The sequence below is a fragment of the Haemophilus sp. SZY H8 genome, from assembly GCF_018829755.1.
GTDB classification, from domain to species: domain Bacteria; phylum Pseudomonadota; class Gammaproteobacteria; order Enterobacterales; family Pasteurellaceae; genus Haemophilus; species Haemophilus haemolyticus_K.
Window position 1 is genome coordinate 263347 of the sequence record NZ_JAHKJY010000003.1, and the last position, 21627, is coordinate 284973.

A 21627-nucleotide genomic window follows, 5' to 3' on the forward strand; every position below is an offset into this window, starting at 1 on the left:
TTATAAAAAAAGCCAACTTATTGAATAAGTTGGCTTGAATTTTACTGATTTAGTAATTAACCCGCAACTGCGATACGTTTCATATCTGTCATATAACCACGTAATTCTTGACCGATTAATTCAACAGGGTGGTTACGAATTGCATCGTTTACATCGCGCAAGGTGATGTTATCGATTTCCGCTACTGGAGTAGGCTCGCCCAAGTCACCTTTTTGAAGGTTAAGGATAATTTCTTTTGCAAGAATTGGAGTCGCTACGTTAGAGAATAAGTAGTTACCATATTCTGCAGTATCAGAAATTACCACGTTCATTTCGTATAAGCGTTTACGTGCGATGGTGTTCGCAATTAATGGTAATTCGTGAAGTGATTCGTAGTAAGCTGATTCTTCATAAATACCGCTTGCAACCATCGCTTCAAAAGCTAATTCCACGCCAGCTTTCACCATTGCGATCATTAATACGCCGTTATCAAAGTATTCTTGTTCACTAATTTTGCCATCATATTTTGGTGCATTTTCAAAGGCTGTTTTACCTGTTGCTTCACGCCATGCGAATAAGTCTTTGTCGCCATTTGCCCAGTCAGCCATCATTGTTGCAGAGAAGTGACCGCTAATGATGTCATCCATGTGTTTGTAATATAAGAAACCAAGGCTTTCTTTGATTTGTTCAGCTAGTTCAAATGCACGTAATTTTGCACTGTTTGATAGGCGATCCATCATTAATGTGATACCACCTTGTTTTAATGCTTCGGTAATGGTTTCCCAACCGTATTGGATTAATTTACCTGCGTATGCTGGATCTTTACCGTCTGCCACTAATTTGTCATAACATACGATAGAGCCTGCTTGTAACATACCGCAAAGGATAGTTTGCTCACCCATTAAGTCAGATTTTACTTCTGCCACGAATGAAGACTCTAAAACACCCGCTTTATGACCGCCAGTTGCAGCAGCCCATGCTTTTGCAATCGCCATGCCTTCGCCTTTCGGGTCATTTTCAGGGTGAACCGCGATTAATGTTGGCACACCGAAACCACGTTTGTATTCTTCACGAACTTCAGTACCCGGGCATTTTGGCGCAACCATCACAACTGTAATGTCTTTACGGATTTCTTCGCCAACTTCAACAATGTTGAAACCGTGTGAATAACCAAATGCAGAGTCTTTTTTCATTAAAGGCATCACATCAGCAACCACTTTAGAGTGTTGTTTGTCTGGCGTTAAGTTTACGACTAAATCTGCAGTTGGAATTAATTCTTCATAAGTACCCACTTTAAAACCATTTTCAGTTGCACGTTGGAATGAAGCACGTTTTTCTGCAATCGCTTCAGGGCGTAAGGCATAGCTAATATCTAAGCCAGAATCACGCATATTCAAACCTTGGTTTAAACCTTGCGCACCACAGCCCACGATAACGATTTTTTTGCCTTTTAAGAAGTTTGCTTCATCTGCAAATTCTTCGCGATCCATAAAACGACAACGACCTAATTGGTCTAATTTTTGACGTAAATTTAATGTGTTGAAATAGTTAGCCATTTTTTGTCCTTAATTGTATAAGGTGAATAATTGTATGATGTTGTGTTTGCATATTTTTTTGTTGTGGTTTGATTATAGGATTTTTTATGATTGCGTAAAGTGATATTATAGGAATGTAATGTTGCGATTTACGCAATTATTTTGTTTTTTGTGGATTGCATCGTATTTCGCTCGATGAGCGACCTACTTTTACTTTGCTTGTGCAAAGTAAAAGTAGGCAAAAAGAAAACACACCCGGCTTTGCCACCTGAAAAATTGAAAATTTGCTTAACGGAAATTTTCTGAACTCGCTGCGCTCAAACAGACGAAAATTTCCTACAAATTTCCAATTTTTCAGGTGGCAAAGAAGGGAAAATATTTTATTCTTTCTTTGATTTAAAGTGCGGTTAAAAATTGAATATTTTTCATTATAAAAACAATCTTATAATCAACTTCACTTTCAAATAATGTGCTAATACATCTTAAGCCCCATATAAATCGCCTTTGTGACTTTCAATTTTTAGGCAATTTTCGTCTGTTTGAGCGCAGCGAGTTTAGAAAATTGCCGTAAAGAAAATTGAAACAAAGCAAAGATCAGCGATTTAACTGGGGTGTATTTTTCTTTGCTTGCTTTCTTTTGTACAAGCAAAAGAAAGTAAGTCGCCGTCAGGCGAAACCCTGACTTAAATAAAATAGATATCATTATGGACTTCAACGATCTCAACTTATTTATTAAATTATCAGAAACCCAAAACTTCGCCAAAACCGCCACCCAAAACCACATGTCCCCTTCCACCCTTTCCCGTCAAATTCAACGGTTGGAAGACGAGTTAGGGAAAACACTTTTTATTCGTGATAACCGTCAAGTTAAACTCACTGAATATGGCGAGAAATTTTTGCAATTTGCTAAAACAGAATGGCAAAGCTGGCAACAATTTAAACAACAACTCAAGGATGAATCAGATGAACTTTGCGGTGAAATTAAACTTTTTTGCTCTGTAACCGCATCTTATAGCCATCTTCCGCAGGTACTTAAAGAGTTTCGCCAGCGTTATCCTAAAGTGGAAATTCAGCTGACGACGGGCGATCCAGCGCTTTCATTAGAGTTGATTCAAACACAACAGGTTGACCTCGCTATTGCGGGTAAACCGAATAATCTGCCATCTAGTGTGGTATTTCATAAAATTGATGATATTAGCTTATCTTTAATTGCACCGCGTGTGGCTTGTTTGGCGACACAATTACTGCAAGAAAAACCCATTAATTGGCAGCAAATGCCTTTTATTTTCCCTGTTGAAGGGCATGCTCGGCAACGGATTGAACAATGGCTACGGGAGAAACACATTAAACATCCGAAAATTTATGCTACCGTTGCGGGGCATGAAGGGATTGTTCCGATGGTTGGATTGGGATTCGGATTAGCGATGTTGCCTGATGCGGTCATTGACAATAGCCCAATGAATAACCAAATTTCCAGACTTAATCTTGATAAGCCTATCGAGCCTTTTGAATTGGTTATCTGTACCCAAAAAAGGAATCTCGAACAACCCTTAATCCGTGCATTTTGGGCGATGTTAGAATAGAATGATTGGCTGTTTAGAATAAGGATTTCTTATGTTTAAAGGTGTTCTCGTTTCATTACTTGCCTCGTTTCTATTTGGCTATATGTATTATTTTTCTACGCTGTTGAAACCTTTGAGTGGCACGGATATTTTCGGTTATCGGATGATTTTTACGTTTCCCTTTGTTGTCCTTTCCGTGTTTATGTTTAAGCAGAAAAATGCGTTGATTCATCGTTTAAAACTCATCAAAAAACAACCGCACTTGGCATTGCCCTATCTTTTTTGCGGCTTATTGATGGGGTTTCAGATGTGGCTTTTTCTTTGGGCGCCGAATAATGGCAGTTCATTGAGCGTCTCTTTTGGTTATTTGCTTTTGCCTATTGTCATGGTGGCAGCAGGTCGCTTAATTTTTAAAGAACGTATTTCAACGTTCAAATTTATTGCAGTCGTGATTGCCGCATTAGGTGTGATTTCTAATATCGTGCTAAAAGGTGGGCTTTCTTGGGAAGCTATTGTGATTTGTGTTGGCTATACCACCTATTTTTCCGTTCGAAAAGCATTAAAAAATAGTGATCTCGCTTCTTTTGGTTTAGAGATGCTGAGCCTAATCCCAATTAGTATTTATTTTGCGTTACAAACAGATTTCGCTGTGGTCGAACAAAGTAACCCTAATATTTGGGGGCTGCTTGTGTTGCTTGGATTAATTAGCGGCACGGCATTGATTGCTTATGTGATTGCCAGCAACATGTTACCGATGAATTTGCTTGGCCTACTTGGCTATGTGGAAACCATTATGATGATTTTCGTATCGTTTTTTATTGGTGAACAAATTGACGCCGAAAGTTACCCGCTTTTTATTTGTTTAGTGCTCGCTATGATTCTTGTTGTGATTGATGGTGTGTACAAACAGCACGCAAAAGGAAGTTTATAAATGTCATTTAAAGAAATTACACCACAACAAGCATGGGAAATGGTTCAGCAAGGGGCAGTGTTAGCCGATATTCGCGATGATGCCCGCTTTACCCTCTCGCACCCTAAAGGTGCTTTTCATTTAACGAATCAAAGTTTTTTGCAATTTGAAGAGTTAGTAGATTTTGACTCCCCCATTATTGTGAGTTGTTATCATGGCGTGAGCAGTAAAAATGTGGCGACCTTTCTAGTGGAACAAGGCTATGAAAATGTGTTTAGTATTATTGGTGGATTTGATGGCTGGTGTAGAGCAGAATTACCTATTGAAACCGCTTATTAATGTTTACCCACATTCAAGCATAAAAATTATGACAAGAAATGATAAATAGCATTGATCATCTTTTACATATCCGTAGACTATAGCCACTAATGTGCAACGATAATACCTAGTAGCATTTAAGCATGAATAAAAAACCTCTAAAACTCACCGCACTTTTTCTTTTTTTTCCTAGCCTAGCTGCTTTAGCTGAACAAACGGTGGATATTGAAATTCAAGGTATCCGTGGATTTCGTGCTGTTCGTAATACGGATCTCAATGTTCATCTGATTAATAAAGAAGAAATGGATGGTTCCGAACGCTATCAACATTTAGTCACTCAAGCTGTGGATCGTGGTTTGCGTGTGTTTGGTTATTATGAATCTTCCGTGCGTTTTGAACGAAAACAGCGTCAAGGCAAACGCGATTTATTGATTGCTCATGTTACACCGGGTGAGCCAACAAAAATTGCGGGTACTGATGTGCAAATTGAAGGGGAAGCCGCACAAGATGAAAATTTTGATGCGCTACGTAAAAAATTACCTAAAGAAGGGGTGTTAGTCGAACACCAAACTTACGATGATTACAAAACAGCGATTTCACGTTTAGCATTAAATCGTGGATATTTTGATGGGGAATTCAAAATTTCACGTTTAGAAATCAGCCCTGAAACCCATCAAGCATGGTGGCGAATGTTATTTGATAGCGGCGTTCGTTATCATTATGGCAATATTACTTTTAATCATTCACAAATTCGGGATGATTACTTAAATAATATTCTTAACATCAAATCTGGTGATCCGTATTTAATGAATAACTTATCGGATTTAACCAGTGATTTTTCATCTTCAAATTGGTTTAGTTCAGTATTAGTTCAACCTAATGTTAATCATAAAAGCAAAACTGTGGATGTAGAGATTATTCTTTATCCACGTAAAAAAAATGCGATGGAACTAGGGGTGGGCTTTTCAACTGATGGTGGCGTGCACACTCAAATTGGTTGGACAAAGCCTTGGATTAATAGTCGTGGACATAGTTTCCGTACCAATCTTTATCTCTCTGCGCCAAAACAAACTTTAGAGGCAACTTATCGAATGCCACTGCTTAAAAATCCATTAAATTATTACTATGATTACTCTGTCGGTTGGGAAGGTGAAAAAGAGAATGATACCAATACGAGAGCGCTTACATTGTCCGCGTTACGTTATTGGAACAACGCACATGGCTGGCAATATTTTGGCGGACTTCGTGCGCGATACGACAGTTTTACACAAGCCGATATAACCGATAAAACATTCCTCCTTTATCCAACGGTCGGATTTACTCGCACCCGATTACGTGGCGGTTCTTTTGCAACTTGGGGCGACGTACAAAAAATCACTTTTGATGTGGGTAACAAAGTTTGGTTATCGGAAGTGTCTTTCGTAAAAGTGCAAGCCTCTAGCGCATGGATTCGTACTTATGCGGAAAATCACCGTATCGTTGCTCGTGCTGAAGTTGGGTATTTACATACAAAGGATATTGAAAAAATTCCGCCCGCACTTCGTTTCTTTGCGGGTGGCGATCGCAGTGTGCGCGGTTACGGCTATAAAAAAATTGCGCCTAAAAATAAAAACGGAAAATTGGTTGGTGGCTCGCGATTACTTGCGGGTTCTTTAGAATATCAATATCAAGTTTATCCGAATTGGTGGGCGGCGACCTTCGCAGATAGCGGATTAGCAGCTAATGATTACACGACTAAAGAATTGCGTTATGGCGCAGGCGTTGGTGTCCGTTGGGCATCACCAGTGGGCGCAATTAAATTTGATATTGCCACCCCGATTCGTGATAAAGATAACAGCAAAAATATTCAATTTTACATCGGACTTGGTACAGAAATTTAAGGTGAATTTATGACAGAACAAATACAACCATCAGAAACTTCACCAAAATCACCTGAGCAACCTAATAAAAAACATTGGGTACGCAAGGCTGTTTGTATCGGAAGTGCGGTCATTTTGGTGCCTGTTTTAGGTGTTGCTGGGGCACTTTCTTTCGATGCGGGGCAAAGAGGTTTAATTCAACTTGCTGATAAAATGCTTGATAGTTTTTCCGTTGAGCAAATTGAAGGCGGACTACAAAATGGCTTAGTGCTGAATAATGTTCGTTATCAAACCGCAGGAATTGATACTCATATTGCGCAAGCACGTTTACAGCTTGATTTCGATTGTTTGCTTTCACGTGAGGTTTGTTTACGTGATTTCACCCTAAATAAACCGACGATTGCAATTAATACAGCATTACTGCCTCGATCAATGCCTGATGATTCAAAGTCTAGCCCGATGAAGCGTATTTCCTTGCCAATTGGTATTAATGCAGAAAATTTGGTGGTGCAAGATTTATCTGTAAATATTGATCAGACTAATATTACTCTCAGTCATTTTAAAAGTGCGGTAAGTTTAAATAATGAAAAAGGGTTAACTATTGCGCCGACTGAAATTAACGATATTTCAGTTATTTCAAAAAAATTACCCGAAGTTAAACCTGAACCGCAAGACAAAAAGCCGAATAAACCTGTAGATTGGGATGCGATTGAGCAATCTTTAACGCCTGCTTTTTTAGGCAATGTATCAGAAATAATTCTTCCTTTTGATTTACACATCCCCGCGATTAAAGGCCAAAACTGGTATTATCAAGCGGTGAATGAAAAAGGTGAAATACTTCAATCTATTGAAATCTCAAACCTGATTGCACAGGCGGATACCGTCGATAACCAACTGCAATTACAAAAATTAGCGGTAGAAAGCTCGTTGGGTAATCTTTATTCACAAGGTAAATTACAACTTGATGGCGATATGCCACTAGATTTAACTTTAAAATCCCATTTGGAGCCGTTGAAATCCTCTGGAAAAGAAATTCTGCCAGCGAGTGATGTCGATCTTACGCTTTCGGGATCATTGAAAAAATCCACCGCACTTTCTTTGAAAACAAAAGGCGTATTAGATGCTGAACTGAATGGCGAAGTGCAATTAGCACAAGACAAAATGCCCTTAAACCTCACATTAAATGTGGCAAAAGGACAATATGCTTTTGTAAACACAATGGCGCCACTTAAAATTAATGATGTAACACTTAAGCTCACGGGGAATTTACTGAATTATCACGCTGAACTTAAAGGTGGCGTAGATGGAATGGATTATATTCCTGCATCTCAAGTGGATCTTAATGCCGACGGTAAACTTTATGAAGTAACCGTCAATAAATTAGGGATAGCTTCGTTAGACGGTAAAAGTGAATTTGTTGGGACAGCAAACTGGAAAGAGGGCGCAAACTGGGATGTACAAGCCGATTTAGAAAAAATGAATATCGGTTTTTATGTACCTGTCATGCCTGCAACACTATCTGGCAAATTGCATTCTCGTGGCTTTGCAGGCTCTCAAGGCTGGCAAGTGGAACTGCCTGTAGCTGATTTAAATGGGACGCTGTCTTCAAACCCCATCAGTTTAAAAGGCTCCGCAACACTCAATCAGAATGTACTTCTAACAGTACCCGATTTGCAGGTGAGATATGGTGAAAATCATCTTAACGCAAGAGGTGTATTAGATGACCATTCTGATTTTGTATTAGATGTCGATGCACCGAATTTACGTGGTTTATGGTCTGATTTAAGTGGTAATGTGAAAGGGCATGCGGCTATTTCTGGTCAGTTCACCAATCCAAACCTTGATCTTGACTTAACCTCGTCTAATTTACACTTGCAAGGTTTCCAATTATCTAAAGCGAGCGCAAAAGGGAATATCAAAAGCGATCCTTTAGCTAAAGGACAATTCAATATTAAGGCTGAGCAACTTCATTATGGTGAAAGTGTTAAACTCCGTTTACTTGATCTCGCTTTATCTGGCGATGAACAAAATCATCTGTTAACGCTTAAATCCCAAGGTGAGCCTGTTGCTGCAAATTTACAAATTAACGGTCATTTTGATCGCACTTTGGAGCAGTGGAAAGGCACACTTTCCCAAGCAAAATTCGATACACCTATTGGCGATGTAAAATCTAACCAAGCTATTGCAGTGTCTTACGATCACAAACAAACACAAGCCAATATTGCCGCACATTGCTGGCAAAATACAGATGTAGAATTATGTTTTCCCCAAGCATTCAATGTGGGCAAGCAAGGGAATATTCCTTTCCAATTCAAACGTGTTAATTTGGATTTAGTGAATAAACTTATCGAACAAGATAGCCTCAAAGGCAATTTACAAGCGCAAGGTAATGTTGCTTGGTTTACGGATAAACCATTCCAATTTACCGCCAAAGTAGATGGCAATCATTTAGCCTTCTCTCAAAAATTGGATTACCGTACGTTTAAATTGGATATTCCAAAATTAACCCTTAACGCCGACATTCAAAATAACAATTTGGTTTTAAAAACAGACATTAATGTGCATAACCAAGGCAGAGTTGTTGGCGATATTCATTTAAATGACCTGGCTAAAAATCGTCAACTTGGCGGAACTCTTGCGATAGAACGATTAAGCTTGTCTATCGCAAATCAGCTACTTACTAGCGGTGAATCAGTAAATGGTGAGGTAGTCTCAAAGTTGAGTTTCGGCGGGAATTTAGAGAAACCATTATTAAATGGCGACTTCAATATTCGCAATATTCGTACCAAATTAAAATCTATGCCAGTCAATATTACTGATGGCGATATTGCCGTACATTTCCACGGTAATAATTCCACTTTACAGGGCAAAATTGAAACTAGCGATAGCCGTTTGAATTTAACCGGCCGAGCAAACTGGGCAAATATCGAACATTGGACAACAGAATTAAATGCTCAGGCAAATAATTTCAACGTGGATATTCCTTCTATGGCGAAACTACGTTTCAGTCCAAATATCACGGTAAAAGCGAATCCGAAAGAATTGAATTTAAGCGGAACAGTGGATATTCCTTGGGCGCGAATTAGAATTGATAGCTTACCAGACACTGCTGAGCCAGTGAGCGAAGATGAAGTTATTTTAAATGGCCCTCATAAGAGCAAAGAAGAACTGATTAAACGTGAATTTGCAGCAAAAACAAAATCAGGCATGGATATTCGCTCTGATTTACGCATCAATATTGGTAAAGACGTCAGCCTTGATGCTTATGGTTTGAAAACCAATCTTGATGGTTTACTTTCTGTGAAACAAGACAGGGGAAATTTAGGTTTATTCGGGCAAATTAATTTAACTAAAGGACGTTATGCATCTTTTGGACAAGATTTATTAATTCGAAAAGGACAAATTAACTTTTCAGGCCAACCGTCACAACCGATGTTAAACATTGAAGCGATTCGCAATCCAGAAGCAATGGAAGACAGCAAAATTACTGCTGGTGTTAGAGTAATAGGTACAGCGGATAGACCTGATGTCACCATCTTTAGCGAACCAAGTAAACCACAAGATCAAGCACTTTCCTATTTGTTAACGGGTCGTTCATTAGAAAATAGTGGTGAGGCGGGATCTAGTGGATCCGTAGGGGCTGCATTACTTGGTCTAGGGCTTTCAAAGAGCGGTAAATTAGTGGGAAGTATTGGAGAGGCTTTTGGTATCCAAGATTTAAACCTTGGCACATCGGGTGTGGGTGATAAATCCAAAGTGACCGTCAGCGGAAACCTCACCAACCGCTTACAAATAAAATATGGTGTAGGCTTATTTGATGGCTTGGCAGAAGTAACCCTACGTTACCGATTAATGCCACAACTTTATTTTCAATCCGTTTCTAGTACAAACCAAGTGTTTGACTTACTTTATCAATTTGAATTTTAGGAATTTTATGAATAACGCAATATTACCCTCACAACATCGTGGTAATGTCCGTGAAATTGCAGCAATTGATCTTGGCTCAAACAGCTTTCATATGATTATTGCACGTATTGTGAATGGTTCTATTCAAGTCCTTTCTCGCTTAAAACAAAAAGTGAGACTAGCAGAAGGATTAGATGAAAATGCCGTACTCAATCAAGAAGCAATTACTCGAGGAATAAACTGTTTAGCATTATTTGCAGAACGTTTACAAGGTTTTCCGATGGAAAATGTTAACGTCGTCGGTACCTATACATTAAGACGCGCGGTCAATAATGATGAATTCTTACGTCAGGCGGCCCGTGTTTTCCCATATCCAATAAATATTATCAGTGGGCAAACAGAAGCCAAAACAATCTATGCCGGCGTATGTCATACCCAGCCAGAAAAAGGCCGTAAACTGGTAATTGATATCGGTGGTGGCTCAACAGAAATGATCATAGGGGATGACTTTACCCCACTTATTGCAGAAAGTCGCCACATGGGTTGTGTCAGCTTTGCCACCCAATTTTTCAAAGATGGAATTATTTCAGGAGAAAATTTCCACCGAGCCCGTCAAAGTGCGGTAAATAAAATCGAAGATTTAGGTTTTGAATATCGTAAACTTGGCTGGCAATCTGTACTGGGTTCCTCAGGAACCATCAAAACTGTTTCTCAGGTTATTTCCTCAACTATCGATCCCAATGGTATTATCACCACAGAACGATTAAATACCCTTATCGCTCAAACGCTACGTGCCAATCATTTCACCTCACTGAATATCAATGGCTTAAATCCTGATCGCGTAGATGTGTTTGTACCCGGACTGGCTATTTTAAGTGCTGTATTTGAGGTATTAAATATTCAACAGATGCGTTATTCTGATGGAGCACTACGTGAAGGTGTTATCTATAGCTTAGAAAAAAACTTTCAAGTTGCTGACATTCGTGCACGCACAGCTTGGGGATTAAGTGAACAATTTAATATAGATCAAGTACAGGCTCACCGTGTTGCTGACAGTGCAAACTTATTAAGTGCTCAATATCAACATTGGCAATCTCAAGCATATATTGAAGAAATGCGAGAAATCCTACTTTGGGCTGCTCGCCTGCATGAAGTAGGTATTGTCATCAATCACAAAAGTTTGCAAAAACATTCTGCTTATATTTTACAAAATATCGCACTACCTGGTTTTGACCGTGAACAGCAACGTTTACTCACAACCTTAGTTAACTGGCATATTGGTCACCTCAAGCCAAACGAATTTCTTCGATCTTCTCGTTATCATGAACAAGATATCATCACGCTTATACGCATTCTCCGTCTTGCGGTAATTTTCAATAAATCACGTCAAGCCACGGAAAATCTAAAAACGTTCACCTTTCAAACTCAACGATCTGACAATAATTGGCTCTTAACGCTTGAAGAAGGTTACTTAGAACGAAACCCATTAATATGGAATGAATTAAGAATTGAAAGCAATCTTCTAAAAGATTTAGAAATGGGACTAATCTTTAATTAATCCTGTCTTACTAACTATATAAAATAAGCTTTTGAGATAAAATCACAAAAGCTTATTTTTTATCCTCACTATTCCCAGTGGCTCGATATAAATGCAAAAAAGTGCGATGAAAACTCACCGCACTTTTCTCTTACTTGTCTCTTAGACTATTTCGCTACATCTATTATTTGATGATTTTCGCTACAACGCCCGCACCAACTGTACGACCACCTTCACGGATTGCGAAACGTAAACCTTGGTCCATCGCGATTGGGTGGATTAAGCTTACTGTCATTTTGATGTTATCACCAGGCATTACCATTTCCACGCCTTCTGGTAATTCAATAGTACCAGTTACGTCAGTTGTACGGAAATAGAATTGTGGACGGTAACCTTTGAAGAATGGAGTATGACGACCACCTTCTTCTTTTGATAATACGTACACTTCTGATTCGAAGTCAGTGTGTGGTGTGATTGAACCTGGTTTTGCTAATACTTGACCACGTTCGATTTCTTCACGTTTAGTACCACGTAATAATGCACCGATATTTTCACCTGCACGACCTTCGTCAAGTAATTTACGGAACATTTCAACACCCGTTACTGTAGTTTTCGCTGTATCTTTGATACCGACGATTTCTACTTCATCACCAGTACGGATGATACCACGTTCTACACGACCTGTTACTACAGTACCACGACCTGAGATTGAGAACACGTCTTCGATTGGAAGAAGGAACGGTTGGTCAATCGCACGCTCTGGCTCTGGGATGTAAGTATCTAAGTGGTTTGCTAATTCAAGGATTTTTTCTTCCCATTCTGCTACGCCGTTTAATGCTTGTAATGCAGAACCACGTACGATTGGAGTATCGTCACCTGGGAAGTCATATTGAGAAAGAAGTTCACGAACTTCCATTTCTACTAATTCTAATAACTCTTCATCATCTACCATGTCGCATTTGTTTAAGAATACGATGATGTAAGGTACACCTACTTGGCGACCTAATAAGATGTGCTCACGAGTTTGTGGCATTGGACCATCAGTTGCTGCTACTACTAAGATAGCACCATCCATTTGTGCCGCACCAGTAATCATGTTTTTCACATAGTCGGCGTGTCCCGGGCAGTCAACGTGTGCGTAGTGACGAGTTGCTGTATCGTATTCAACGTGTGAAGTGTTGATGGTGATACCACGCGCTTTTTCTTCTGGCGCGTTATCGATTTGGTCAAATGCGCGAGCTGCACCACCGTAGTGTTTAGATAATACGGTTGTGATTGCTGCTGTTAAAGTTGTTTTACCGTGGTCAACGTGGCCGATTGTACCCACGTTTACGTGCGGTTTTGTACGTTCAAATTTTTCTTTAGACATTTAAAGAGTCCCTCTAAATAGACACGGTTATCGATGGGTAAATTAAACCACATTAACCAATAAAATTGTTTGCTATAATTGAAGGAAGAGAGAAATGAAGGATGGTGCTGATAGGCGGATTTGAACCGCCGACCTCACCCTTACCAAGGGTGCGCTCTACCAACTGAGCTATATCAGCGTTTGGAGCGGGCAGCGGGAATCGAACCCGCATCATTAGCTTGGAAGGCTAAGGTAATAGCCATTATACGATGCCCGCAAGTCCTAAATTCGTCTGTCCCATCAGGATTCATCTAAAAGATGGTGGAGGGAGAAGGATTCGAACCTTCGAAGGCTGAGCCAACAGATTTACAGTCTGCCCCCTTTGGCCGCTCGGGAACCCCTCCACGCTAAATGAATACTTGATACGAAGGAATGGTGCCGACTATCGGAATCGAACTGATGACCTACTGATTACAAGTCAGTTGCTCTACCTACTGAGCTAAGTCGGCGTGTCGTAAGCAAGTGAGGCGTATTATATGGAAAAAACTTTTCCTGACAAGTGTTTTTTCTAAAAAATTTATTTTTTTTGTCTATTCGTTTAAATCACAATCAAAAATGTGATTTTTTAATCAGAAATCATGAAGTATGCTGAAAAATCAATGCGAAATTTCATCTTATAGAGTATATTTTCTCGCATTTATTTCACGATAAAATCACTACATCATGGAATTTTCAAATCAATTAACCCCGTTTTTAAGCTTCAATCGCGCACAATGGGCTGAATTACGTAAATCCGTTCCGTTAAAACTCACAGAACAAGATCTTAAGCCTCTCCTAGGTTTTAACGAAGAACTTTCACTGGATGAAGTCAGCACAATTTATTTACCCCTGACACGCTTAATTAATTATTACATCGATGAAAATTTACGTCGCCAAACGGTATTACATCGATTTCTCGGCAGAAACAATACCAAAATTCCCTATGTTATCAGTATTGCTGGCAGTGTGGCTGTCGGGAAAAGCACATCTGCACGGATATTACAGTCACTTCTTTCCCATTGGCCAAAAGAGCGAAAAGTTGAACTCATCACCACTGATGGCTTTCTCTATCCACTTGAGAAACTCAAACAAAATAATCTGTTGCAAAAGAAAGGTTTTCCCATTTCCTATGACACGCCCAAACTCATTCGCTTTCTTGCTGATGTAAAATCGGGTAAAAGAAACGTTCATGCACCAATTTATTCTCACCTGACATACGACATTATTCCCAATAAATTTGATGTTGTCGATCAACCGGATATTCTCATTTTAGAAGGATTAAATGTGCTACAAACAGGCAACAATAAAGCAAATCAAACCTTCGTGTCTGACTTTGTTGATTTCTCCATCTATGTTGATGCAGAAGAACATTTATTAAAAGAATGGTATATCAAACGATTTTTAAAATTCCGTGAAAGTGCCTTTACTGATCCTAATTCTTATTTCAAGCACTATGCAAAGTTATCAAAAGAAGAAGCCATTGCCACAGCAAGCAAAATTTGGGATGAAATTAATGGATTAAATCTTAATCAGAACATATTGCCAACACGAGAACGTGCCAATTTAATTCTAAAAAAAGGGGAAAATCACGAAGTAGAATTGGTGAAGCTAAGAAAATAAAAAAGTGCGGTGAATTTTCACCGCACTTTTAGGATTTATTCATGATGGGAAAATCCCATCATAAATGATTACGCTATTACCATTGGTAACCTACACCAACTCCGGCACCCACATCACCACTGGTGTTTGCGTTACCTTGAAGTTTTAAGATTACTTTACCATTATCACTAATACGAGAGTAACCTACAGCTAAAGCATTTTGACCTTTGAAGGTACCCGCTGCTGCAGCCACCATTGCTTTACCTTGAGTATAAGCTTGTGGTAATGCCGCCGCTGCATTCGCACCTGCAATACCTGCACGCGCTTGTTTGCTGTGTTTGTTTACTTTTCTGTCTAGGCTATCAATAGCACCAGCGTGATGATTAATAACCTTACTTAAGTTATTAACAGTCGTGCCTAAATTCGCTACTTTTTCGTTTGTAGCATATAACTGGCTACCATTCACAGCTTGTTTAGATGTTGAATTAAGATCCGCATCTTTCACATTATTGATATTGGTTGCTGCACCATCCTTACCTGCAAGGTTTAAACCTTTATCATCAGAGGTAATTTTAGTTGCATTATCGCCACTACCGATAGTAACGCTATTCACATCAATATCTTGTGCTAATGCATAAGTTATAGATTTTCCATCACGTTTTACTTTCAAGTTTTTACCAGCAGTGTGAGTAACTGTATCGCCAGATTTAACTGCAACTCCGTTATCATCATCAGTTGACTTTTTGATAACCTCTTGCGAGTCAGCTACTTTCACGAAAGTTGCTGCGCTGTTAATTGCCTCGGCAACTGTATCAACTGTCGCCAACTTACCTTTATCAGCATCAGAAACTGTCACTTTACCAGCTTGATCGCCATCAACCTTAGCTGCTGTTACGTTACCCTTAACACCATTAATCGCGTTTGTAGCATTTACAGAGAAGTTAACTTTTGCATTACCATCTTTATCCACAGTTGGGGTAATAGTTACTGAATTATCATCACTCGCAAAATCAAGACCTTTACCATTAGTTATAGCTGCGGTCTGATTGCCATTAGTTTTTAAATTCCAACCTGCATTTAACACATCATTAACTGTAGCAGCTTCTTTTTTCTGCGCATCTTTTAATGTTGGCGTTTTAACTTCAGTTGCATTAACTACATTACCACCAGTCACTTTATCTGGTGCAGTTAAATGATCATCTAAGTTAGTTACTTTACCATTTTCAAATGTAGTCGTAGCTTCACCTGGAGTTTTAGATTTCACAGTAATCTTATCAACTTCAATTGTTGATGCTAAACCGTAAGTAACATCTTTACCCTCACGTTTTACCGCTAAGTTTTTGTCAGCTTTCAACGTTAGAATATCACCTGCTCCCATGGCTTGAGCATCAGCATCCTTATCATTTTGTGTTCGCACATTCATTGAGTCAGATAAATTTTCAACTTTTGCAAACCATTTTGCGCCATTGATCGCATCAGCAACATTTTTAACTGTAGCAAGTTTAGTAGCATCATTATCATTTACGGCAGCCTTGCCCGCACCGTCTTCTCCAGCTTTTTTATCCTTATCTACAGTAATGTCACCAGTTTTACCTTCTAAGAGTTTTGATGAATCAATGCTGAAAGTAAAGTTAGAACCATCTTGCTCTACATTTACGCCATTTCCGCCTTTTAACGTCAATTTTTTACCTGCATTGATCAATTCACTTTTATTAGACTCACCATTTGACACAACGAAACCAGCATTATTAATAGCATCAACAACATTCTTAACTGTAGCAAGTTTCTTACCTTCGCGAGCATCTGCGTTTGCTTGAGTTTCCGTTGATGTTGGATTACTATCCACGGCAACTTTACCAAGATTAGTTTCATCAACTTTAATTGAGCCTTTATCAACATCAACAGAAACTGTTGTTGTATCTACGCCCTTGTCATCACGTACAGTTTTAACTTTAACTATAGTGCCATCACCATCTGCAAAGTTAACTACATCGTTTGGCGTTACTTTTTCGGTGTCTGATACCTTATCAGAGCCAGTTTTAGCATCTAAAGTAGACTTACCATTTTGCTGAACATAGAAACCTGATTTATTCACAGTTTGATCTAACTGATCTTTATTTACTGCTTGATCTGGTTGGGTAGCCCAGCCCACATTACTTAACTGAACACCATGTTCCCCTGCGGTAATCTTATCCTTAGATTCTGGTTTAGTTTTATCATAACCAGTTTCAGTAATATTGCCTTTGTCATCATAGGTATAGGAATTACCTTTCTCATACGGATTATTCTCTGTATCAGAGTCAGTTAATTTAGCGCCTTTTTTATCAATTTCAGATGCGTCAATTGGATCCCCTTTAATGTCGCCATTTTCATCCACTTGATACCATTTACCATCACTCGCTTTAGTTACTGGTTTACCATCAAATGTTGTGCTTGCGTAGTCAATAGGTGAGTCAGTCGAAATGTTTATAGTGCGTACGCCATTTTCTTCATCAACACCATCTACATCTACATTACCTAAACCAACAAAGTTAACAGTATGTCCAATTGATACATTATTTTTATAGCCATTACCAGATGCAGTAATGTTCCAACCAGCATTAACATAATTATTTAAATTAGTAAGCGCAGTTTTTACATCTCCTGCAGCAGGAGGTGCAGTATAATTGCTACCTTCAGCAATAGTTAATGGTTGTGAGAATCCACTTAACGTACCATCTTTATTTAAAGTAACACCCAAAGCATTAGCAGTTTGATTTGCTGCCGTACCTAAAGTTTTAGCCACTTGGTAAAGTTGTGAGCCATTGATTGCATCAGTTGAGTCTGCTGTAATTTGACCTGCTGCAACATGTTTAATTTGACGTTCATTACCTTTAGATCCAACAGATACAACATTACCTTGCTTACCTGTAGCTTCTTTATTTGTACCATCAGTATCAGTTCCACCTAACTTACCCGCAAAATCAGAATAAACCAATGGAGAACCATCAGCCACAGCTGAATTTACAGCCATAACCTTTGTAGACTCTTTCCCTGCATCACTACCATGGCCTAGTACAACAGCGCCATCACGACCTGCGGCTACAGTTATATTTGAACCTAATGTTGAAACATTATTACTGGATATCTTTGAATCTGCACCAACAGCCGCGATGTTTTTACCTGATAATACTGAGTTACTACCCACATTAACAGAACCCTGGCCAGATACTTTTGAAGCACTACCAACAGTAATGGAATCCCAAGAATTAGCTGTAGCGCTTTGCCCCATCGCAGTAGAGTAAGTTCCCAAAGCTTTTGATTGTGCACCAGTTGCAGTAGCTCGCTGAATTGCCTCTGCCTGTTGACCGACAGCAGTAGATGACTGTCCTTTCGCATTAGCAACTTTACCTACTGCTGTAGAGTCCACCTCATCTGCAACAGCGTGGGCACCAAGTGCAGTACTGCCCTGACCCCTAGCTAATGAATATGCCCCTAATGCAACCGCTGCATTTTGAGCGTTTGCACCACCAGTATCCTTACCATTTGCAAAATTACCAGTTGCTTGAGACATTAAACCTATTGCGATATGTGCATTACCGGCTGTACCAGAATTAGAACCAGAAAGAGCACCATTACCAATTGCAATACCATCATAAGCATTTACTTTCGCTTCAGCTTTATTTTCACTTAAACCTGTTTTAGCTTTATAGTCTGCATTTCCATAAAATTGATTTGTTACTGTGTCAGTTCCAATTGCTAATCCGCCTCTATCTTCTGCTTTCGTAACTACATTTGCAGCTTGTGCTCCACCTGCCACAACAGCTAAAAGTGCGGTAGAAATTGCGGCTAATTTTACAGATTTTGATTTACCTTTTGCGGACGCTAATTCACCCACAGCAGTCCAAGTTTGGGTTGCGTGATTCCAAATTACTTTGAAAATGTTGTTCATTCAGGTTTTCTCCTAGTATTAAAATAGATAACAGCGGTTTTCGCTATCGGCATAACGAATAGATAAACAGCCTTGTTTATCAGATTAACGTCTTTTATAACAAATTTGTCTATAAAATACGCTATTTAAATTTCGCACGAATTCTACAAGCAATTAAAATAAATGAAAAGTATCTTTACCAAAATTTACAATCTTTACATTGTAAATTATTGACTTTACATTCAATCTCTGTGAATAACGGATAACTTTATAACGTAAGTGCGGTAAAATCTGCTCCGACCACACTTTTATAAAATGAGAGAAAAATATGCTATCAAAAGAACGTTTATCCCAACTTGCCGAAATGGAAAGTATTTTAGATGAAGCAAATGGCTTTCTTGCCGAGGCAGAACAATTTTTGGAAAAATGGCAGGCATTTTTGCTTAAAATGAAACGCCTAGAACATTATTACTTCGAAGGCGATTGGCGAGAGGATTTTGAGGCTTATGAAAATGGCGAAGTACCAAAAGACCAACCTTGTGGCGTACTTTCCGAAGACTTAGTTTTTAATGCCAGTGTTGCTCAACAGGGCTTGGCGGTTGAGTATTTGAAAGTGGTGACGAAAATTCTCGATCAAACGAATGGAAAGTAATTGTCGATGCAGTTTGCTTGAATTCATAAACAAAAGTGCGGTGAAAATTCACCGCACTTTGTTGTTATTCTAATTAAATGAAAATTAATTTTTCGCTGCTGCCGCTGCTTTTACAATTACTGCAAATGCTGGGGCTTTTAATGATGCGCCACCTACTAATGCACCGTCGATGTCTGGCTGAGTAAATAATTCAGCGGCATTTGCATCATTTACAGAACCGCCGTATTGGATAATTACTTGGTCTGCCACGGCTTGTGATTTTGCTGCAATGTGACGACGGATAAATGCGTGAACGGCTTGTGCTTGTGCTGGAGTCGCAGATTTACCCGTACCGATCGCCCAGATTGGTTCGTATGCGATCACTGCACCGTTGAATGCTTCTACGCCTAATGCATTGATGACTGCATCAATTTGACGTGCACACACTTCTTCTGTTTTGCCTGCTTCGTTTTCAGCTTCAGTTTCACCGATACATAATACTGGTACTAAACCAGCTTCTTTTAATGCACCAAATTTTTTCGCTACGAATTCGTCGCTTTCTTTGTGGTAAGTACGACGCTCAGAGTGGCCAATAATGATGTATTTTGCACCAAAATCTTTTAACATTTCGCTAGAAATATCACCAGTAAATGCACCTTTCACATTGATATCTACGTTTTGTGCACCTAATTGAATTACACTTTTACCGCCACAGCTACAACCACAACCAGAAAGTGCTGCTTCAGCCGTACCTAAATACATAACAGGGGGGGCAATTGCTACATCACAACCTGTTACATCATGTAATTCTGCTTTTAATCCTTGGATTAATTCTTTGGTGAACGCTTTAGAACCGTTTAATTTCCAGTTACCCATCACTAAAGGACGACGTGCCATTTTTGTTTCTCCATAGTTGATAAAATTAACTTGCCTACTATACCAAAATTTCTCCACGATTCTTTGCAGAAGATCATAAAATTAAAAAAATTCTCATAGAAAGATGATTATCTTGTGCTAAAAAGCTACAATTACCTGTATGGAACCAATAAAAAATAACCAATTATGAAACTTTTCAAAGCTGAACAATGGAATATTGACGTGCTTCTTCCTCTTTTTGAAGCCTATCGCCAAGCCTATGGACAAGCAGAGAATCCAGAACGCACCTTGGTTTTTTTAACTAATCGTATGCGTTTTAATGAAAGCCTGTTTTTTATTGCGGTGGATGAGAATGAAAAGGCTATTGGCTTTGTGCAGCTTTTCCCTCGCCTTTCTTCTTTACAATTACAACGCTATTGGCAAATCACCGATATTTTTGTGTTGGAACATGTTCAACAAACAGAAATTTATGCGGCGCTGATTTCTAAAGCAAAAGACTTTGTGCATTTCACGCAATCTAATCGTTTAGTAGCGGAATTAGCACAAAATCAATATTCAATGTTGGAATCGGAAGGGTTTAAATTAAACCCGAAAGAACGTTTATTTGAATTGAGTTTGTAATGCTAACCGCGTTAAATCGTTATTGGGATTATTTGCGGATTGAACGCCAAATGAGCCCTCACACGCTTACCAATTATCAACATCAACTCGATGCCATCATCAAAATCTTAGCGCAACAAGATATTCATGCTTGGGCACAAGTGACACCCAGCGTGGTGCGATTTATTTTGGCGGAAAGCAAAAAACAAGGCTTAAAAGAAAAAAGCTTGGCTTTGCGTTTATCCGCATTGCGTCGATTTCTCAGTTTTTTGGTGCAACAAGGCGAATTGAAAGTAAATCCCGCCACAGGCATTTCTGCACCGAAACAAGGCAAGCATTTACCGAAAAATATGGATGGCGAGCAAGTTCAACAATTGCTTGCCAACGATAGCAAAGAGCCGATTGATATTCGTGATCGTGCTATTTTGGAATTAATGTATAGTTCAGGTTTACGTTTATCTGAATTACAAGGCTTAGATTTAAACAGCATTAATACCCGTGTGCGGGAGGTACGCGTTATCGGGAAAGGCAACAAAGAGCGTGTAGTGCCGTTTGGGCGTTATGCTTCGCATGCCATTCAAGAATGGTTAAAAGTGCGGCCGTTATTTAACCCAAAAGATGAGGCATTATTTGTTAGCCAGCTTGGAAATCGTATTTCTCATCGAGCCATTCAAAAACGTTTGGAAACTTGGGGCATTCGTCAAGGCTTAAATAGCCATCTTAATCCGCACAAATTGCGCCATTCTTTTGCGACCCATATGTTAGAAGCCAGTTCTGATTTGCGTGCCGTGCAAGAATTGCTTGGGCATAGCAACCTTTCCACCACACAAATTTATACTCACTTAAATTTTCAACATTTGGCGGAAGTGTACGATCAGGCTCATCCAAGAGCAAAACGTAAAAAATAAACGTCCTCTAAACCGATTATAATAAAAAGAGGTAAGCCATGATTCTGGCTAGAAGGGAATGGGGAACAAATGAGAAAAAACTTTACCAGCTTAATACACTGTGACAAATT

General features: G+C 39.2%; 14 protein-coding genes and 4 tRNA genes. 10 read left to right on the forward strand and 8 right to left on the reverse strand.

From position 1 onward, the window contains the following. Positions 1–56: 56 nt before the first annotated feature. Positions 57–1535 (reverse strand): ketol-acid reductoisomerase, encoded by a 1479-nt coding sequence (gene ilvC, locus KKW16_RS06710; RefSeq protein WP_048953323.1) that lies wholly within the window; start codon positions 1533–1535, stop codon positions 57–59. A 683-nt stretch (positions 1536–2218) separates the two neighbouring features. Here ilvC and ilvY point away from each other — a divergent pair. From ilvY to ppx, 6 genes are all read left to right on the forward strand, one after another. Continuing rightward, positions 2219–3097 (forward strand): HTH-type transcriptional activator IlvY, encoded by an 879-nt coding sequence (gene ilvY / locus KKW16_RS06715; protein ID WP_215768092.1) that lies wholly within the window; start codon positions 2219–2221, stop codon positions 3095–3097. Positions 3098–3128: 31 nt separating this feature from the next. Next, complete coding sequence (gene rarD / locus KKW16_RS06720) at positions 3129–4007, forward strand: EamA family transporter RarD (protein WP_215768093.1); 879 nt, start codon at positions 3129–3131, stop codon at positions 4005–4007. Beyond that, positions 4008–4325 (forward strand): thiosulfate sulfurtransferase GlpE, encoded by a 318-nt coding sequence (gene glpE, locus KKW16_RS06725; protein WP_048953326.1) that lies wholly within the window; start codon positions 4008–4010, stop codon positions 4323–4325. Between the two features lie 122 nt (positions 4326–4447). After that, complete coding sequence (gene tamA, locus KKW16_RS06730) at positions 4448–6184, forward strand: autotransporter assembly complex protein TamA (protein WP_215768094.1); 1737 nt, start codon at positions 4448–4450, stop codon at positions 6182–6184. 9 nt (positions 6185–6193) lie between these two features. Beyond that, positions 6194–10090, forward strand: a complete 3897-nt coding sequence (gene tamB / locus KKW16_RS06735; protein ID WP_215768095.1) for an autotransporter assembly complex protein TamB — start codon at positions 6194–6196, stop codon at positions 10088–10090. Positions 10091–10097: 7 nt separating this feature from the next. Then, a complete protein-coding gene (ppx, locus tag KKW16_RS06740; protein WP_215768096.1) occupies positions 10098–11627 on the forward strand; it encodes an exopolyphosphatase in 1530 nt (509 codons plus the stop codon). A gap of 163 nt (positions 11628–11790) precedes the next feature. Here ppx and tuf read toward each other — a convergent pair whose 3' ends face one another. The 5 genes from tuf to KKW16_RS06765 all read right to left on the reverse strand — a co-directional run bounded on the left by tuf (position 11791) and on the right by KKW16_RS06765 (position 13463). Further along, positions 11791–12975: an elongation factor Tu gene (gene tuf / locus KKW16_RS06745; protein WP_005646706.1), complete on the reverse strand. Its 1185-nt coding sequence runs from the start codon at positions 12973–12975 to the stop codon at positions 11791–11793. A 102-nt stretch (positions 12976–13077) separates the two neighbouring features. Beyond that, positions 13078–13153: transfer RNA gene (locus tag KKW16_RS06750), tRNA-Thr, on the reverse strand. Positions 13154–13156: 3 nt separating this feature from the next. Next, positions 13157–13231: transfer RNA gene (locus KKW16_RS06755), tRNA-Gly, on the reverse strand. Between the two features lie 42 nt (positions 13232–13273). After that, positions 13274–13358 (reverse strand) — tRNA-Tyr (locus KKW16_RS06760). Between the two features lie 29 nt (positions 13359–13387). Then, positions 13388–13463: transfer RNA gene (locus KKW16_RS06765), tRNA-Thr, on the reverse strand. A 214-nt stretch (positions 13464–13677) separates the two neighbouring features. Here KKW16_RS06765 and coaA point away from each other — a divergent pair. Then, a complete protein-coding gene (gene coaA, locus KKW16_RS06770) occupies positions 13678–14613 on the forward strand; it encodes a type I pantothenate kinase (protein WP_048953349.1) in 936 nt (311 codons plus the stop codon). A 76-nt stretch (positions 14614–14689) separates the two neighbouring features. On the opposite strand, the gene KKW16_RS06775 is transcribed toward coaA, so the two are convergent. Continuing rightward, complete coding sequence (locus KKW16_RS06775) at positions 14690–18523, reverse strand: YadA-like family protein (protein WP_215768097.1); 3834 nt, start codon at positions 18521–18523, stop codon at positions 14690–14692. A gap of 307 nt (positions 18524–18830) precedes the next feature. On the opposite strand from KKW16_RS06775, the gene KKW16_RS06780 reads away from it, so the two are divergent. Beyond that, positions 18831–19154 carry a DUF4298 domain-containing protein gene (locus tag KKW16_RS06780; RefSeq protein WP_215768098.1) on the forward strand — a complete coding sequence of 108 codons (324 nt, stop codon included), beginning with the start codon at positions 18831–18833 and terminating at the stop codon, positions 19152–19154. An 84-nt stretch (positions 19155–19238) separates the two neighbouring features. On the opposite strand, the gene tpiA is transcribed toward KKW16_RS06780, so the two are convergent. Next, a complete protein-coding gene (tpiA, locus tag KKW16_RS06785; protein ID WP_215768099.1) occupies positions 19239–20030 on the reverse strand; it encodes a triose-phosphate isomerase in 792 nt (263 codons plus the stop codon). 165 nt (positions 20031–20195) lie between these two features. Here tpiA and KKW16_RS06790 point away from each other — a divergent pair, with 165 nt between their 5' ends. Together KKW16_RS06790 and xerC are read left to right on the forward strand one after the other, a co-directional pair. Continuing rightward, entirely contained in the window at positions 20196–20630 is a 435-nt protein-coding gene (locus tag KKW16_RS06790; RefSeq protein WP_215768100.1) for a GNAT family N-acetyltransferase, read from the forward strand. Further along, positions 20630–21517 (forward strand): tyrosine recombinase XerC, encoded by an 888-nt coding sequence (gene xerC, locus KKW16_RS06795; protein WP_134080144.1) that lies wholly within the window; start codon positions 20630–20632, stop codon positions 21515–21517. Before KKW16_RS06790 ends, xerC begins: the two co-directional genes overlap by 1 nt. The last annotated feature ends 110 nt before the right edge of the window (positions 21518–21627 follow it).

Excerpts from the sequence above, each read along its gene's own strand:
- ilvC (WP_048953323.1), bottom strand. The coding sequence starts at position 1,535 with ATGGCTAACTATTTCAACACATTAAATTTACGTCAAAAATTAGACCAA.
- ilvY (WP_215768092.1), top strand. The coding sequence starts at position 2,219 with ATGGACTTCAACGATCTCAACTTATTTATTAAATTATCAGAAACCCAA.
- rarD (WP_215768093.1), top strand. The coding sequence starts at position 3,129 with ATGTTTAAAGGTGTTCTCGTTTCATTACTTGCCTCGTTTCTATTTGGC.
- glpE (WP_048953326.1), top strand. The coding sequence starts at position 4,008 with ATGTCATTTAAAGAAATTACACCACAACAAGCATGGGAAATGGTTCAG.
- tamA (WP_215768094.1), top strand. The coding sequence starts at position 4,448 with ATGAATAAAAAACCTCTAAAACTCACCGCACTTTTTCTTTTTTTTCCT.
- tamB (WP_215768095.1), top strand. The coding sequence starts at position 6,194 with ATGACAGAACAAATACAACCATCAGAAACTTCACCAAAATCACCTGAG.
- ppx (WP_215768096.1), top strand. The coding sequence starts at position 10,098 with ATGAATAACGCAATATTACCCTCACAACATCGTGGTAATGTCCGTGAA.
- tuf (WP_005646706.1), bottom strand. The coding sequence starts at position 12,975 with ATGTCTAAAGAAAAATTTGAACGTACAAAACCGCACGTAAACGTGGGT.
- coaA (WP_048953349.1), top strand. The coding sequence starts at position 13,678 with ATGGAATTTTCAAATCAATTAACCCCGTTTTTAAGCTTCAATCGCGCA.
- KKW16_RS06775 (WP_215768097.1), bottom strand. The coding sequence starts at position 18,523 with ATGAACAACATTTTCAAAGTAATTTGGAATCACGCAACCCAAACTTGG.
- KKW16_RS06780 (WP_215768098.1), top strand. The coding sequence starts at position 18,831 with ATGCTATCAAAAGAACGTTTATCCCAACTTGCCGAAATGGAAAGTATT.
- tpiA (WP_215768099.1), bottom strand. The coding sequence starts at position 20,030 with ATGGCACGTCGTCCTTTAGTGATGGGTAACTGGAAATTAAACGGTTCT.
- KKW16_RS06790 (WP_215768100.1), top strand. The coding sequence starts at position 20,196 with ATGAAACTTTTCAAAGCTGAACAATGGAATATTGACGTGCTTCTTCCT.
- xerC (WP_134080144.1), top strand. The coding sequence starts at position 20,630 with ATGCTAACCGCGTTAAATCGTTATTGGGATTATTTGCGGATTGAACGC.